Source organism: Belnapia rosea (genome assembly GCF_900101615.1).
In the GTDB taxonomy this organism is placed as follows: domain Bacteria; phylum Pseudomonadota; class Alphaproteobacteria; order Acetobacterales; family Acetobacteraceae; genus Belnapia; species Belnapia rosea.
In genome coordinates this window covers 1-14,077 of the sequence record NZ_FMZX01000048.1, presented here as the reverse complement: position 1 = coordinate 14,077, position 14,077 = coordinate 1, and the positions used below count along the sequence as shown (strand labels likewise).

Here is a 14,077-nt window from a genome sequence, read left to right as displayed (position 1 = left end):
GCAGCTACGGCGTTGCGCATCGTGAACTGCTGCCCGAGGTGAAGCACCGAACCAGTCGCTACCTGAACAACCGCGCCGAAAACTCGCACCGGCCGACACGGCGCCGAGAGCGACAGATGCAACGCTTCAAGTCACCGGAGCAGGCCCAACGCTTCCTGTCATCCCACGCCATGATCTATGGCCACTTCCGTCCACGGCGGCACCTGATGACCGCTGCTCAATATCGGCGCGCTCACGCCAGGGCCTTCCTCGTGTGGCGGCAGGAGACATGCGTCCAGATGGCGGCATGAGGTGCAGGGTCATGCCGCCACACGATGACGCACGCCTTGCAGCCCAACAAGTTGACAATGCCCCGCTGCGCCATACGATCTGATCCCTGACCAGCGTCGGCGAGCCTTTTCGGTGTTACGCGCGTAGCGGAAGTCCACCTTTGAGGAGCACTCCCAGCTCCACGACAAGTCGTTACGGGCAAGCGGCCGTCAGGCCTAGCTTGCAACAGGCTCTTGGAGCTGCTGCTGGACCCGCGCCGCCGAGTGGGTGAGCAAAAGCCGGGCCGCAGCCTCGGCGCCTCCGGCGTCGCCTGCGACGACGCGGTCCGCCAAGCGCAGCCAGTCTGCCGCAGATTCGGCACGCCAATCTGCCCGCAGGAAGCTCGCAGCCTGACACCGTATCAGCTGCCAGGAACTGATGCCGGCCAACCGCTCGTAGACATCTGGAAGGTATCGGTTACCGCTGCCGCCAACCAGCAGTGCCTGGGCACGCACCGAGCATGCCGCGAAGGCCTGCGGGTCCGTGGCTGGGTCGGCTGCCAACTGCTCCATACGCGCTGCTAGGTCTTGCAGTCCGGCAAGCGTCGCCGGCGCTGAGACGCGGGCGCAGCGCCCCGCCGCCACGCCGAGGAGGGTGGCGCGCAACTCGAAGAGGTCAGCGACATCCTCGCTTGAGAACTCGGCCACCCGGGCGCCGAAGCGTGGCACACGCACCACGTAGCCCCCCTTGGCGAGGGCAATCAGCGCCTCGCGCACCGTTGCCCGGCTCACCGCATGCTGCTGGGCGAGGGTTTCCTCCTTCAGGCGGTCGCCCCCTCGCAGGCGGCCAGCCATCACCTCCGCCAGCAGCAGGTCCGCGAGGCGCTCGGGCAGGGACTTGGCCGACTTCCCCAGGGGCAAGCCGTCATCCAGGCCTGTTTCTGTATCGTTCATGGCGGGCGCACTTCTACTCCGCGCCGTGATGCGGTGCCGAGGCCGAAAGATTCGATGAGCGCGAAAATCTTGTCAGACAGTCGACAGACGACTATCGTTCTACCTTGGAGGACCTGTCCATGAGCAAAATCGCCATCCGCCCCCTGGGCTTTGCCGCCGGCGCCGAGGTCACCGGCCTCGACCTCCGCCAGCCGCTCGCTGCGGCGGAGCGCGGCGCCATCCATGAGGCTTGGCTGCGCCACCTGGTCCTGGTCTTCCCCGACCAAGACCTGACACCGGAGCAGCAGATCGCCTTCGCGCAAAAATTTGGTGACCTCGACGGTCATGCCTCGCAGGCGCCCTCGACCCTCCACCCCGACCACCAGGAGATTTTGGTCCTGACGAACAAGCAGGTTGGGGGAAAGCCGTCCGGTACGCACAACTCAGGCCGGAACTGGCACACGGACCTCAGCTACACCGAGCGTCCGGCCAAGGGCGCGCTGCTATCTTGCAAGGAAAAGCCGCCGGTCGGTGGTGACACAATGTGGGCGAACCTTTACCTTGCCTACGACACACTCAGCCCCGCGATACGTGCGCTTCTGGAAGGGCTTGAGGCGATCCACGACGTCACGCTGATCAAGGGTATCGAACAGCGCGACCCGGCTCTCGTGGCCGACATGAAGCGCCGGAACCCAGCGGTCGTGCATCCGGTGGTACGGGTCCATCCGGAGACTGAGAGGAAGTCGCTCCTCATCGGCCAGCGCATCCGTGGCTTCGTCGGCATGTCGGACGAGGAAAGCCAAAGCCTCCTGTCCCTGCTCAACACCCACGCGACCTCGCCCGAGTTCGTCTACCGCCACCGCTGGAGCGTGGGCGACCTCGTCATGTGGGACAACCGTTGCACCTGCCACGTTGCGCTCGCCGATTTCGACCAGACGAAGCCGCGGGTCATGTACCGCTGCTCGCTGGAGGGCGAGCAGAAAACGGGCCGGATCGTGGCGGCCGCCGCGGCAGGTGACCGGACATCCATGCTCCAGGCCGTCGCCGCCGTGTCCTGAACAGCCCGCAGAGGCTTGAAGGCGAATGACTATAGGGAGGAAGCAACATGCGGCGCATCGGCAGGGTCCTCCTGCTCGTCATGGCCTTGGCGGCCATCACAGGACAGACCTCTCCCCAGACCGCAGCCTGGCCAACCCAGCCGGTACGGATGGTGGTGGCTTTCCCGCCGGGTGGGGCAACCGACGTGATGGCTCGTCTTCTGGCCCAGCGGCTGACAGCGGAAATCGGCCAAAACGTCATCGTTGAGAACCGGGCCGGGGCCAGCGGCATCGTCGGCTCCGAGGCCGTGGCAAAGGCCGCGCCTGACGGCTACACGCTCCTCTTCGCACCAAGCTCGCACGCCACTCTAAGCGAGCTCTACCCATCGCTGCCGTTCGACCCCGTGCGAGGCTTCACATCCATCGCTACCTTCGCGCGGACGCCATACCTCTTTGTCGTTAGTCCGGGCGTCCCGGCGCAGTCGATGCAGGAGTTGATCGAACTCGCTCGCCGCCATCCCGGCGAGATCGCTTATGCCTCGACAGGCATGGGGACGGCGCAACATCTGGCCGGGGAGATGCTGCGCCGGGTCGCTGGCATCGACATCCTGCACGTTCCCTACAAGGGGAGCGGCGCGGTCCGTGCCGACCTGCTTGCCGGGCGCATCCAGTCGATGTTCGACAACGTCGCGGTGATGCTCCCCTATGTCCGGCGCGGTGAGGTGCGGGCCCTTGCGGTCACCGGACCGAAGCGCAGCCCGCTGGTGCCCAATCTTCCGACCCTCCGCGAACTCGGCCTTCAGGAGGCGGAGATCGAGGGTTGGTTCGTCCTCCTCGGCCCTGCCGGCATGCCGGATGATACCGTGCGCCGCCTGAACGCCGCGGTGAACGCAGTGGTCTCCGCGCCCTCCATGGTGGAGCAGCTGGCAGAACTGGGTGCCGAGGCGCTCGTCGGGAGGCCCGGGGACGTGACAGCCCTGATTGTCGGCGACCGTGAGACGTGGGGCCGCGTGATCCGCGGGGCCAACATTCGAGTGGAATAGCCCTGGCGGCATCTCACCGTCGATGCCGGGGTCATCCAATCCCAACCCGGAGAAGCCGCAGTCCGTAGCGGGCAGAGAGAGGGAGAAAAGGCTGCCGTGACACTACACCGCAGACGCCTCATGGCCACGGGGCTTGCCACCTTCGCTCCACCCGCCCTGGCGCAGCCGTCATCGCCCGCATCCCGCTTCCCCGAGAAGCCGGTGCGGATCGTCGTCGCATACAGTGCCGGTGGCGCTGCGGACAGCCAGGCCCGCCTGGCTGCCCAGCACCTGAGCGAGATGTGGGCGATGACCACCATGGTCGAGAACCGGCCCGGCGGGAACACGCTCATCGCCACCCAGGCCGTGCAGCGCTCCGCGCCGGACGGTCACACCATGCTGTCGGTCTCGCTGCCCTTCGCCCTTAATCCGATGATGTTCGAGAAGCTGCCCTACGACCCATTCCGCGACTTCGTGCCCGTTGGCCTGATATCCAGCATCCCGAACATCCTGGTTGTCCACCCATCCTTCCCGGCGCGCTCGGTCAGTGAGTTCGTCGCGTATGCCCGTTCCAATCCTGGCAAGGTCACGGTGGCCCATACCGGCATCGGCAGCATCACCCACCTGTCCGGCGAACTGCTCTACGACAAGACGGGCATCGAGGTGACAACCATCACCTACCCGGGCAGTACTCCGGCCCATGCCGACATTCTGTCGGGGCGCGTCTCGGCGATGTTCGACAGCAGCATGTTGCAGCATATCGAGGCAGGGCGGGTGCGGGCACTCGGTGTCACGTCGTCCAAGCGTCTTGACCTCCTGCCGGATTTGCCAACCATCGCCGAACAGGGCTTTCCCGGCTACAGCGCCGCGGCCTTCTATGGGCTGGTGGCGCCACGTGAGACGCCCCCTGCGGTCATCGAGAAGATCGCGGCCGATCTACATTCGGTACTCCAACTTCCGGAGGTGCGTTCCCGTATGCGGGACATGACATTCATCGCCGGCGGCACGACCCCAGCCTCCTTCGGCACCTTCATGCAAGACGAGGCCGCGCGGTGGGGAGACTTGGTGAGGCGCCGGGAGATCCGCCCAGGCTAGTGCCCAAAGCCCTGCCTGACTTGGCCACCCCCGCTGCCCGGGCCTGCCGCTCCGCTCACCGGGGATGTATGATCGCAGCAAGAGGAGGAAACGAAAATGTCTGCCACCACGGAAGCGCCGGTCCTTTCACGTGCCGATCATGATGCCGGCATGCGCGAGTATCGCATCGCTGGCGAGCGCCTCGCTGCCGAGATCGGCAATCGGGGCCCGATCCGACTGACCGATGACGGTCTCCTGCACCCCGATATCCTGGCCGCCTACTGGCGGCACGGCTACTACATCTTCGAGGGGGTCATCGACAAGGCTGAGGTCGAGGCACTGCGGCGCGATGCGCAGGACATGCTGGAGCGTGCGCCGGTAACGCCCGATGCCAAGGTCGATGCGCAAGGGCGCCCCGCCCTCGGCCTCGACTACGCGCGCTGCCCATACCGCTACACCAAGCCGCTCTCCGATCCTTGGGGCGGCACCGATGCACTGAACGGCCGCCACCCCGCGCAGATGGCGCAGCCGAAGGCCGATGCAGGGGCCCCCGAGCAAGTGGTCTTCCTGATGTATTCGATGTGCCAGTCCATGCCGTCGGGCCTAAGGCTATACGGGCACCCTGGCCTTCTGGCGGTCGCGCAATCCATCAACGGCGCCGACTTCGCGCCCTTCAACGACGCCATCTTCGTCAAACAGCCGGGCCTCGGCGGTTCCGTCGCCTGGCACCAAGACGGCGTCACGCACTGGAACTCGCCTGACTGGGATGAGGGCATCCACGGCTTTAACTTCCAGGTGCAGATCTACCCTACGACGGTGGGTAACTGCCTCTGGGTCATTCCTGGATCGCACAAGCTGGGCAAGGTCGACATCAAGCGGATGGTCGAGGAGAATGGCGGCAGCGAGCAGCTGCCGGGTGCGGTGCCGCTGGTCTGCAACGCAGGTGACGTCACCATCGTGAATCGCCAGATGGTCCACGGCTCCTTCGCCAACAGCTCGCCGGACCTCCGCATCTCGCTAACCTTTGGATTTCATCGCCGCAAGTCGGTCCTCGGGCAGAAAGCGGCACTGTCGATCACCGAAACCAACGCGACCTACGACGAGAAGCGCGTTTTCGAGCGCGCGGCCGTCATCCAGGTTGCGATCGACGCGCGTCATCAGGCATTCCCCCATGAGACGCGGTTCTGCTATCAACCATTCGTCGGCCTTGAGGATCAGTTTCGCAACACACCGGAGACGTTTGAGCGCGTGATCCGCGACTACAACACCAAGGATCTATCGATCTGAGGCAAGCTGACTCAGTCCTCGGTTGGCGCCTCTGGCTCGACCGAATTTCACCGCTGTGAGCGCCGGAATAGGATAAGTCACCGGCACTGCGCTTATGCCGCGCACCTGGCGGAATAGTGCGGGTGAGCAGCGATGTCGGACAGCGATGGTATTTTGCATCGCCATCTAGGGTCTGTGACCGGACTGCCTGACTAACCGGTCTGGCTCCGATTCGGTCTCTGGCCGCGCTGTCTTGGAAGGTCTTGAGGCTTCCAAGGAGATGCGGCCATGACCAGGACAAGCCTGGACGACGCCCAATGGGTGTCGCTGATGCTGGTGATGCAGCAAATCCCTCTTGTCTGGAAGCGCGATGACGTGGCACTGCGCCGGTTCGTCGAGGCGGCGCTCTGGATTTGCCGAACCGGCGCGCCGTGGCGCGACCTGCCAGACGGGTTGGGTCTCTGGTCGAGCGTCTATCACCGCTGGCGGCGCTGGTGCCTGCGCGGTTGGTGGGAGGTGATCTTCGAGGCGCTCCTCCCGAGCCTGCTAGCTAATGGGCTGCTGCTGCTGGACAGTACCACTTGCAAAGCCCACCGCGCCGCGAGTGGCGCTGTCGGCAGTTCGGCAATCGCCAGAGCGCTTGGCCGCATCCTGCGGCTGATCACCAGCTCCGGGCACCACTCGGACCTGCGCTATGCGACAGCACTGGCTTCGGGCATCCCGGCTTGCGACGCCGCGCTTGACCGCCGTTATATCTCGGCGCCGCTCCGTGCGGCATTCGCCGCCGAGGGCTGCACCATCCACACCCCACCCAAGCGGGGCATGGTTGATCCGCCCGCATGGGATCCCGTGCTGTACGCCCGGCGGCACCACGTCGAGAACCTGTTTTCCCGGCTCAAGGACTTTGCTCGCATCACCCTGCGACGCGACAAAACCCGCCGCAGCTGGATGGGCTTCGCCCATCTCGCCGCCACCATGATCAACCTGCGCATCGCTGAGTCCGGTCACAGACCCCTAGGGCACTGGGCTAGCCCTCGTTGCGGCGGGCGGCGGCGATCTCCGTCCCCGCCCAGCCCTCGGTGATCTTCACTAGCTCGGTGACGTCACCCTTGGCCCCGCCGTCCGCCATGGCGAGGCCATAGAGCATCTGCGCGGCGCGGCTGGTCGGCATCACCAGCCCCAGCGCCTCGGCCTCCTGTAGGGCGAGCCGCATGTCCTTGGCCATCAGTTCCATGCGGAAACCGAAGTCGAAGCGCCGGCTCAGCACCGGGCCGGCAGCAAAGCGCTCGGTCGGGAAGCTGCGGCCAGAGGATTTGTTGATCGTGTCGATCATCAGCTCGGGGTCGATCCCGGCCTTGGCGCCCATGGCCACGCCTCGCAGGCCGCGGCCCAGGTGGTCGCCGCCAGCAGGTTGTTCACCAGCTTCAGGGTCTGGCCCTGGCCGACCTGGCCGCCGACCAGCACGGTATTGGCGCCTATCACCTCGAGCACCGGGCGAACCCGGTCGAAGGCCGCCCGGTCGCCGGCCACCATCACCGCCAGCGTGCCGGCCTCGGCCCCGGCGACGCCGCCGCTGACCGGGGCATCCAGTGCCACCACGCCGCGCGGCGCGAGGCCGGCCGCCACCGCCTGCGCCGCCTGCGCCCCGGTGGTGGAGAGGTCGACATAGATCCGCAGCGCATCACCTTCGGCCAGCCCGGCCAGGCCGAGCGCCACCTGCCGCACCACCTCGGGCGTCGGCAGGCTGACCAGCACGATGGCCGCCTCCCCGGCGACGGCGGCGGGGCTGTCGCGCCCCTCCGCCCCGCGCGAGACGGCGGCGGCCAGCGCCACCGGGTTCAGGTCATGCGCCAGCACCCGGTGCCCGGACTCAAGCAGGCGCCGGACCACCGGCGCGCCCATGGCGCCGAGACCGATGAAGCCCAGTGCTTCCCTCATGGTAGGTTCCGTCATGGCTGCACCAGCGGGCAGCCGCCCTCGGCCAGCGGGCGGAAGGCCTGATCGCCCGGGACGGTCGAGAGAATGCGGTAGAGGTCCCACGGGCCAGTCGATTCCCCGGGCTTCTTGACCTCCACCAGATGCACGTCGTGCACGTGCCGGCCATCCGCCCGCACCCGCCCGCCCCGGGCGAAGACGTCGTCGACCGGCAGCTCCCGCATCTTCGCCGCCACCGCCATCGCCTCATCCGTACCGGCGGCCTCGATCGCCTTCAGCCAGTGGCGAACGCCGGAATAGACACCGGCCTGGTACTGCGTCGGCATGACGCCGCGATGACGTTCGGCGAAGCGGCGGGCGAAGGCGCGGGATTCCTCGTTCTGGTCCCAGTACCAGGCATCCACTGAAACGACGCCTTGCGCGGTCTCCAGGCCGAGCGACTTGATGTCGGTGATATTGACGAAGAAACCGACCAGCCGCTGGCCCTGCCGTGTCAGGGCGAACTCGCCCGCCTGCTTGACCGCATTGACCGTATCCGTGCCGGCATTGGCCAGCGCCACGACCTGGGCGCGGGAGGATTGCGCCTGCAGCAGGAAGGAGGAGAAGTCCCCCGTGTTTAGCGGATGCCGCGCCCGGCCGAGGACCCGACCGCCCTCGGCGTTCACCACGGCTTCCGAGCCGCGTTCCTGGGCATAGCCGCCCTCGTAGTCCACTGTCAGATAGTACCAGCTCCGGCCGCCCTGGGCCATGACGGCGCGGGTGATGCCGCTGGTCAGGGCGTAGCTGTCCAGCACCCAATGAAAGCCGACCGGCGAGCATTGCCGCCCGGTCAGCTCGGTGGACGCGGCCGAGGTATTGATGATGATGCGGTTGCGCTCCCGCCCCACCTGCTGCACCGCCAGTGCCACGGCGCTGTTCGGCATGTCGATGATCATGTCAACTCGGTCGGTGTCGATCCAGCGGCGGGCCAGGGCGGCGCCGACATCTGGCTTGTTCTGGTGGTCGCCGCCAACCACTTCGATCGGCTTACCCAGGACGCGGCCGCCTTGATCCTCGGCCGCCATTCGGGCGGCGACCATGGAGCCGGGGCCGGAGAAATCGGCGTAGGGGCCAGAGACGTCAGTCAGCACGCCGAGCCGCACGACGTTGTCGGAAACGGCTGGGGCCGCCGTTGGCGCCGCGGTTTGGGCAGGTGCCAGCGACGGCGCGAGCAGCATGGCAAGGGCCGCGACGGCCCCGCGGATCCTGGACATCGGTCTTCCTCCTGTGTGGCGTTTTGGGCACCTTGCCGCCCAGGCTACACCACCGGAGGGAAACGGCCAGCCGCGCCCCGCCAACATCCCGCCCCGCTGGCGTTCCTCCCGGGCAAGGCAGCAACAGGGGCACGGACATGGAGACGGATCGGAGCCAGACAGGTTAGCTAAAGCTTTTCCACGTTACTCGGACGCACAGCCTGAGTTGGTGAGGTAGTTGCGGCACTCGGCTGGGGTGAAGGCGTCGAGCAGGCGGCCGATGGTCGTCCAAAGCGCCTCTTTGGTGCGGGCCGCGGCTTTGCGGAGCAACGACTTCAGCTTTGCGAAGGCCTGCTCGATCGGGTTCAGGTCCGGCGAGTAGGGCGGGAGGTAGAGCAGGTTGGCTTCGGTGGCGCGGATGGCTTCGCGGACACCGGCGACCTTATGAGCGGCGAGATTATCGAGGACAACCACGTCGCCTGGGACAGGACCGGCACGAGGAACTGCTCCACCTAGGCGAGGAAGGCTTCGCCCGTCATGGGCCCGTCCAGCACGAGCGGCGCAACGAGGCCGGTGCTGCGCAGCCCTGCGATGAAGGTGGTGGTACGCCAGTGGCCGTGCGGTGTGGCGTCGACCAAGCGCTCGTTCCGCGGTCCCCAGCCGTAGCGACTGATCATGTTTATGGCCGCGCCGGTCTCATCCAGGAAGACAAAGCGCTCGGGGTCCATGTAGCGCTGCCAGATCCGCCAGTGGCGGCGGTCCTCGGCCACGTCGGCCCGGTCCTGCTCGACCGCCCTCAGGGACTTTTTTGTATGACAGCCCGAGCCACTTCAGCATGGACCAGATCGTCATCAGCGAGACCGGGGCCACACCGCACTCGATCAGCGCCGTCCGGATTTCGGCCAGCGTGATCCCCTTTCGCCCGCTTGTCAGCTTGCGCAGAAACTCCTCCTACCCGGCCAGCAGCGGCTTGCGGTAGCCCCCAATCCGAACCGGTGCCGTGCTGCCGGTCTGGCGCACCCGCCGCACCAGCTTGATCGCGGCGGACGCGCTGACCGCAAAGCGGGCTGCCGCCTCCCGAGCCGAGGCGCCCTCCTCGACAGCCTGCACCAAGCGCTTGCGCAGGTCCTGCGACAAGGGTGCCGTCATCATCAGCCTCGCCGCTCCATCAGTAGCGTCGAATCAGGACCCGCGAGTCCGTGCAAGCAGGAAGTGCTCCAGACAGTCCGGTCACAGACCCTAGCGCACTGTACGCTCCACGAGGCGGCGCAAGCTCAATCCTTGTACTATCAGGGTGAACAGCACGACAAAGTAGGTCGCGGCCAGGATCGTTGGTTTTTCGTCGACTTCGGGGATCGACAAGGCCAGCGCGACCGAGATCCCGCCCCGTAGCCCGCCCCAGGTGAGGACAGGAATGGTGCCTGGGACAAAGACGGTCCATCGGCTCAGCATCCAGACGGGCAGCGCGACCGCAGCGAAGCGAGCGAGCAGGACCAGCAGAATAGCACTGGCCGGTAACCAGGCGAACAAAGCGTCCGGCCGCAGCACCAAAACTTCCAGCCCGATGAGCAGGAAGAGGATGGCATTCAGGATCTCGTCCACCAGGGTCCAGAAGCCGAAGAGGTAGCGCTGCGTCAGGTCGCTCAAGGCATCTCGAGGACCGCGGTTGCCAATGAGTAGGCCGGCCACAACCATGGCAATCGGTCCACTGGTGCCGAGCCGAGCTGCGAGGGCATAGGTGCCCATGACCAGGCCGAGAGAGATCAAGACTTCCACCGAGAAGTTGTCGATCTGCTTCATGGCCCGATAGGCAATATACCCGGCGACGAGGCCTAAAAACGCACCGCCTATGGCTTCAACTGCGAAAAGTTCTGCGGCACCGCTGAAGCCTGTGGCACCATGGCCGGCACCCGCCGCGACCGCCAGGGCGATGGTGAAAATAACAACACCTACACCATCGTTGAACAAAGACTCTCCCGTCATGTCGAGTTCAAGAGACTTCGGCACGCTGACTGCCTTGAGGGTGCCGAGCACCGCGACGGGGTCGGTAGGGCTAATCAGAGCGCCGAAGACGAAGGCCCAACTGAGCGGCAGGTTTGTCCCCGCAAGTGATGCAACATACCAGAAGCTCAGACCTACAATGATGGTTGAAAGCAACACACCGAAAGTCGCCATGCTGCCGACCGCCCAGGCACGTTTCCGCAAGACCGAAAGATCCACATGCAGGGCGCCGGCGAAGAGCAGGAAGGCCAACATGCCTTCCAGCACGGTTCGCTGAAAGTCGACTTGCTGGAGAATGGCCCCCACACGTTCATAGAGCTGGACCTGGGGGAAGGCCCGCTCGATGAGAAGCAGGACCAGCGAGGCCGTCAGCCCCATGACGAGCAGGCCCACGGTGTCCGGCAGGCCGATGAGGCGGTGGTTTGTCCAGGCGAAGCCGGCCGTTAGGACAAGCAGGAGGGAGATGAGTTCGAAGGGGGAGAGCATTGCGGTTCCGTGCTGAAGTTGTGGGAGACCGACCGGTTGGTGATGGAAGCGAGACTTTCTTGAAAATCGCAGCCGGCCTGCAACCTGTTTTCAAAGCCTTTTCGAGCGGTTGGGCATGCTCAAACAAGCTCTCCATGGAGCATGACCACTGTGGCATTTTCGCTTGCGCGTCGCCTTGTTGCAGCGGCCGCCGGCCTGGGTGCTTTGGGTAGGATGATGTCGGGGCAAGACCCCTTCATCCTGCAGGGCCAGCCCTCATGCCGTTCAAACTGAACGCTACTCGGCGCCATCACATTCCGAAGCAGCGGCACTAGGTGACCAACTGAGCCGAGTACGATGCTGGCCTTCGTGCCCGCGGCAGCCTCGCGCAAAAAAGCACCGACCGGCAGCTCACTGTTGCCGGGAACAGGTGGAAGCGGCTGCTCCAGAAGAGCACGTTCAATGAAACCCCGGGAGCGCCGGTAAGCTGCAGGAGGAACAGCCTTTCCGCCTGGACGGCATCGAGCCGTCTCGCCGACCGGTCACGCTCGAGGCACGCAGCCAAGACCACGGCGTAACGGCAGGTTGGGAAGAACGCAAATGCCTTCGAAAATCGAAAATTATGCCTTGATCGGCGACGGTGAAACGGCGGCGCTCGTTGGCAGCGACGGCTCTCTGGACTGGCTCTGCCTGCCACGCTTCGACAGCGCCGCCTGCTTCGCCGCCCTCCTCGGAACGCCCGAGCATGGCCGCTGGCGCATCGCGCCCCGCAGCCCCGTACGGCGCCTCACTCGCCGCTACCGTACCGGAACTCTGGTCCTGGAGACCGAGTTCGAGACGGATGAGGGCATTGTGGCCCTGGTGGACTGCATGCCGCTGCGGAATGGCGCTGCGGACGTCCTGCGCCTGGTGGAAGGACGGCGCGGCTGTGTTCCCATGGTCATGGACCTCGCTGTCCGGTTTGATTACGGATCTCTGATTCCCTGGGTCCATCGCTTGGCGGACGGCACATTGCTGGCCGTCTGCGGTCCGGACCAGCTCGCGCTCCGCACGCCCGTCCCGGTTCGTGGCGAGGGCTTCCACACGGTGGCCGAGTTCGATGTGACGGCCGATGCGCGTATCCCGTTCCACCTGGTCTGGACCCCCTCCCACCTGCCTCCCGGGCCGCCGATGGACGCGGCCGTGGCGATCGCCACGACGGAGCGGCGCTGGCGCGGCTGGCTGGCGGAATGCCGCATCGACAAGGGCGTACCCCACCCGGAGATGGTCCGGCGCTCCCTGCTGACGCTGAAGGCACTGACCTATGCGCCGACGGGCGGCATCGCCGCCGCGCCCACCACCTCCCTACCCGAGACGCTCGGCGGGGAGCGGAACTGGGACTACCGCTTCTGCTGGCTGCGCGATGCGGCGCTGACCTTGCATGCCCTGGTCGGCGCCGGGCATCTCGGCGAGGCGGAAGCCTGGCGCCGGTGGCTGCTGCGGGCTGTGGCCGGCAGCCCCACCCAGATCCGCCCCCTATACGGCCTGGCCGGCGAGCACCGGACGCCGGAGACGATCCTGCCCTGGCTGCCCGGCTACGAAGGTGCGGCGCCGGTGCGCATCGGCAACGCCGCCGGCGTGCAACTCCAGATCGATGTCTTCGGCGAGGTGATGGACGCCCTCTATGCGGCCCACCGCGTCGGCCTGCCGCCGCTCCCCGAGGCATGGGCAATGGCCCGGGCGATGATGGGGCATCTGGAGAAGGTCTGGCAGGAGCCGGACGAGGGCATCTGGGAGATCCGTGGCACCCGCCGGCACTTCGTGCATTCGAAGGTGATGGTTTGGGTCGCCTTCGACCGGGCGCTGCGCGTCGCGGAGGAGTCCGGCCTCGACGGTCCGCTGGAGCGCTGGCGCGGCTTGCGCGCCATGATATTCGAGGAGATCTGCACCCGCGGCTTCGACCCGCTGCGCGGCTGCTTCACCCAGAGCTATGGCCGGCCCGAACTCGATGCCAGCCTGCTCCGCATGCCGCTGGTCGGATTCCTGCCTGCCGACGATGAGCGCGTGCGCGGCACGGTGGAGGCCATCGAATGCGGCCTGATGGAGGATGGACTGGTGCTCCGCTACCGCCCCGATGCCGGGCTGGAGGGCATGCCCCCGACCCGGGAGGGCACCTTTCTCGCCTGCACGGCTTGGCTCGGCGAGGTGTATGCCCTGCAAGGACGGCGGGCAGAGGCCAATGCGGTGCTCGACCGGCTGGTCGGTATCGCCAACGACGTCGGACTGCTGGCGGAAGAGTACGACACGGTGGCGCGGCGCCAAGTGGGGAATTTCCCACAGGCGTTTTCCCATCTTGGTTTGGTCGGTCTCGCGCTGCGGCTCGGGCTGGCCACCGATATGTCGGATCTTAGCCGGCGCGGCGCCGATCCCTCCACAGCCGGCGGCCCTGACGCGCGACATGGATTGTGTTGACCTTACCCCGGAGAAGCGGTCCGCCGGTAACGTGAGACCGGCGATCTGTGGTCCTGCCCCCAACTCTGGTCCGAGGGCTACGCAAGTTCTCGGGCTGGTGGTCCTGCCCCCAACTCTGGTCCGAGGGCTACGCAAGTTCTCGGGCTGGTTGACCTTGGTTGGCGAAAGCCCTCGGGGTCAAGTTGCCTAGGGCTGAGTGCGGCCGCTCCTCGTTGTAGTGGCACCTCCATTCTTCGATGCGTTGCCTGGCGTCAGCCAAGGACAGAAACCACGAGGCGTTCAGGCATTCCGCCCGCAGGCGGGCATTGAACGCCTCGATGAAGGCATTGTCGGTGGGCTTTCCGGGCCTGGAGAAGTCGAGCTCCACCCCGTTCAGATAGGCCCAGTGGTCGAGCAGCCGTCCGGCGAACTCC

The 14,077-nt window shown here is 66.2% G+C and carries 12 protein-coding genes and 2 pseudogenes; 7 read left to right on the top strand and 7 right to left on the bottom strand.

All coding sequences use genetic code 11. The features are described 5' to 3' along the window. Window positions 1–162 (top strand): annotated as a pseudogene (locus BLR02_RS30680) (DDE-type integrase/transposase/recombinase); the annotation flags it as partial. Window positions 163–485: 323 nt separating this feature from the next. On the opposite strand, the gene BLR02_RS26805 reads toward BLR02_RS30680, so the two are convergent. After that, on the bottom strand, window positions 486–1,202 hold the full coding sequence (locus BLR02_RS26805) for a GntR family transcriptional regulator (protein WP_090665320.1): 717 nt from the start codon (window positions 1,200–1,202) through the stop codon (window positions 486–488). Window positions 1,203–1,321: 119 nt separating this feature from the next. On the opposite strand from BLR02_RS26805, the gene BLR02_RS26800 reads away from it, so the two are divergent. From BLR02_RS26800 to BLR02_RS26780, 5 genes are all read left to right on the top strand, one after another. After that, window positions 1,322–2,239 carry a TauD/TfdA dioxygenase family protein gene (locus BLR02_RS26800; RefSeq protein ID WP_090665319.1) on the top strand — a complete coding sequence of 306 codons (918 nt, stop codon included), beginning with the start codon at window positions 1,322–1,324 and terminating at the stop codon, window positions 2,237–2,239. A 47-nt stretch (window positions 2,240–2,286) separates the two neighbouring features. Then, window positions 2,287–3,261: a Bug family tripartite tricarboxylate transporter substrate binding protein gene (locus BLR02_RS26795; protein ID WP_090665318.1), complete on the top strand. Its 975-nt coding sequence runs from the start codon at window positions 2,287–2,289 to the stop codon at window positions 3,259–3,261. Between the two features lie 120 nt (window positions 3,262–3,381). Continuing rightward, window positions 3,382–4,335 carry a Bug family tripartite tricarboxylate transporter substrate binding protein gene (locus tag BLR02_RS26790; RefSeq protein ID WP_218128090.1) on the top strand — a complete coding sequence of 318 codons (954 nt, stop codon included), beginning with the start codon at window positions 3,382–3,384 and terminating at the stop codon, window positions 4,333–4,335. Between the two features lie 96 nt (window positions 4,336–4,431). Beyond that, a complete protein-coding gene (locus tag BLR02_RS26785) occupies window positions 4,432–5,601 on the top strand; it encodes a phytanoyl-CoA dioxygenase family protein (protein ID WP_090665316.1) in 1,170 nt (389 codons plus the stop codon). Between the two features lie 267 nt (window positions 5,602–5,868). Then, window positions 5,869–6,663, top strand: coding sequence for an IS5 family transposase (locus tag BLR02_RS26780; protein WP_090665315.1), 795 nt, complete (start codon window positions 5,869–5,871; stop codon window positions 6,661–6,663). Here BLR02_RS26780 and BLR02_RS26775 read toward each other — a convergent pair. From BLR02_RS26775 to BLR02_RS26755, 5 genes and pseudogenes are all read right to left on the bottom strand, one after another. Beyond that, window positions 6,608–6,946, bottom strand: a complete 339-nt coding sequence (locus tag BLR02_RS26775) for an NAD-binding protein (RefSeq protein ID WP_090665314.1) — start codon at window positions 6,944–6,946, stop codon at window positions 6,608–6,610. The two genes, BLR02_RS26780 and BLR02_RS26775, sit on opposite strands and share 56 nt — an antisense overlap. Beyond that, window positions 6,913–7,518 carry an NAD(P)-dependent oxidoreductase gene (locus tag BLR02_RS26770; protein ID WP_176849855.1) on the bottom strand — a complete coding sequence of 202 codons (606 nt, stop codon included), beginning with the start codon at window positions 7,516–7,518 and terminating at the stop codon, window positions 6,913–6,915. The genes BLR02_RS26775 and BLR02_RS26770 overlap by 34 nt, the downstream gene beginning before the upstream one ends. A gap of 11 nt (window positions 7,519–7,529) precedes the next feature. Then, window positions 7,530–8,768, bottom strand: coding sequence for an ABC transporter substrate-binding protein (locus BLR02_RS26765; protein WP_090665312.1), 1,239 nt, complete (start codon window positions 8,766–8,768; stop codon window positions 7,530–7,532). Window positions 8,769–8,951: 183 nt separating this feature from the next. Next, window positions 8,952–9,896 (bottom strand): annotated as a pseudogene (locus tag BLR02_RS26760) (IS630 family transposase). 90 nt (window positions 9,897–9,986) lie between these two features. Next, on the bottom strand, window positions 9,987–11,234 hold the full coding sequence (locus tag BLR02_RS26755; RefSeq protein ID WP_090665311.1) for a cation:proton antiporter: 1,248 nt from the start codon (window positions 11,232–11,234) through the stop codon (window positions 9,987–9,989). Between the two features lie 579 nt (window positions 11,235–11,813). Between BLR02_RS26755 and BLR02_RS26750 the strand changes: the two genes are divergently transcribed. After that, entirely contained in the window at window positions 11,814–13,664 is a 1,851-nt protein-coding gene (locus tag BLR02_RS26750; RefSeq protein ID WP_090665310.1) for a glycoside hydrolase family 15 protein, read from the top strand. 127 nt (window positions 13,665–13,791) lie between these two features. Here BLR02_RS26750 and BLR02_RS26745 read toward each other — a convergent pair. Continuing rightward, window positions 13,792–14,077, bottom strand: a 286-nt coding sequence (locus tag BLR02_RS26745) for an integrase core domain-containing protein (RefSeq protein ID WP_143018337.1), incomplete at its 5' end; no start/stop codon positions are given.

Coding starts and splice junctions, on each gene's coding strand:
- BLR02_RS26790 (WP_218128090.1), top strand. CDS start 3,382: ATGGCCACGGGGCTTGCCACCTTCGCTCCACCCGCCCTGGCGCAGCCG.
- BLR02_RS26805 (WP_090665320.1), bottom strand. CDS start 1,202: ATGAACGATACAGAAACAGGCCTGGATGACGGCTTGCCCCTGGGGAAG.
- BLR02_RS26755 (WP_090665311.1), bottom strand. CDS start 11,234: ATGCTCTCCCCCTTCGAACTCATCTCCCTCCTGCTTGTCCTAACGGCC.
- BLR02_RS26785 (WP_090665316.1), top strand. CDS start 4,432: ATGTCTGCCACCACGGAAGCGCCGGTCCTTTCACGTGCCGATCATGAT.
- BLR02_RS26775 (WP_090665314.1), bottom strand. CDS start 6,946: ATGGGCGCCAAGGCCGGGATCGACCCCGAGCTGATGATCGACACGATC.
- BLR02_RS26800 (WP_090665319.1), top strand. CDS start 1,322: ATGAGCAAAATCGCCATCCGCCCCCTGGGCTTTGCCGCCGGCGCCGAG.
- BLR02_RS26770 (WP_176849855.1), bottom strand. CDS start 7,518: ATGAGGGAAGCACTGGGCTTCATCGGTCTCGGCGCCATGGGCGCGCCG.
- BLR02_RS26765 (WP_090665312.1), bottom strand. CDS start 8,768: ATGTCCAGGATCCGCGGGGCCGTCGCGGCCCTTGCCATGCTGCTCGCG.
- BLR02_RS26750 (WP_090665310.1), top strand. CDS start 11,814: ATGCCTTCGAAAATCGAAAATTATGCCTTGATCGGCGACGGTGAAACG.
- BLR02_RS26795 (WP_090665318.1), top strand. CDS start 2,287: ATGCGGCGCATCGGCAGGGTCCTCCTGCTCGTCATGGCCTTGGCGGCC.
- BLR02_RS26780 (WP_090665315.1), top strand. CDS start 5,869: ATGACCAGGACAAGCCTGGACGACGCCCAATGGGTGTCGCTGATGCTG.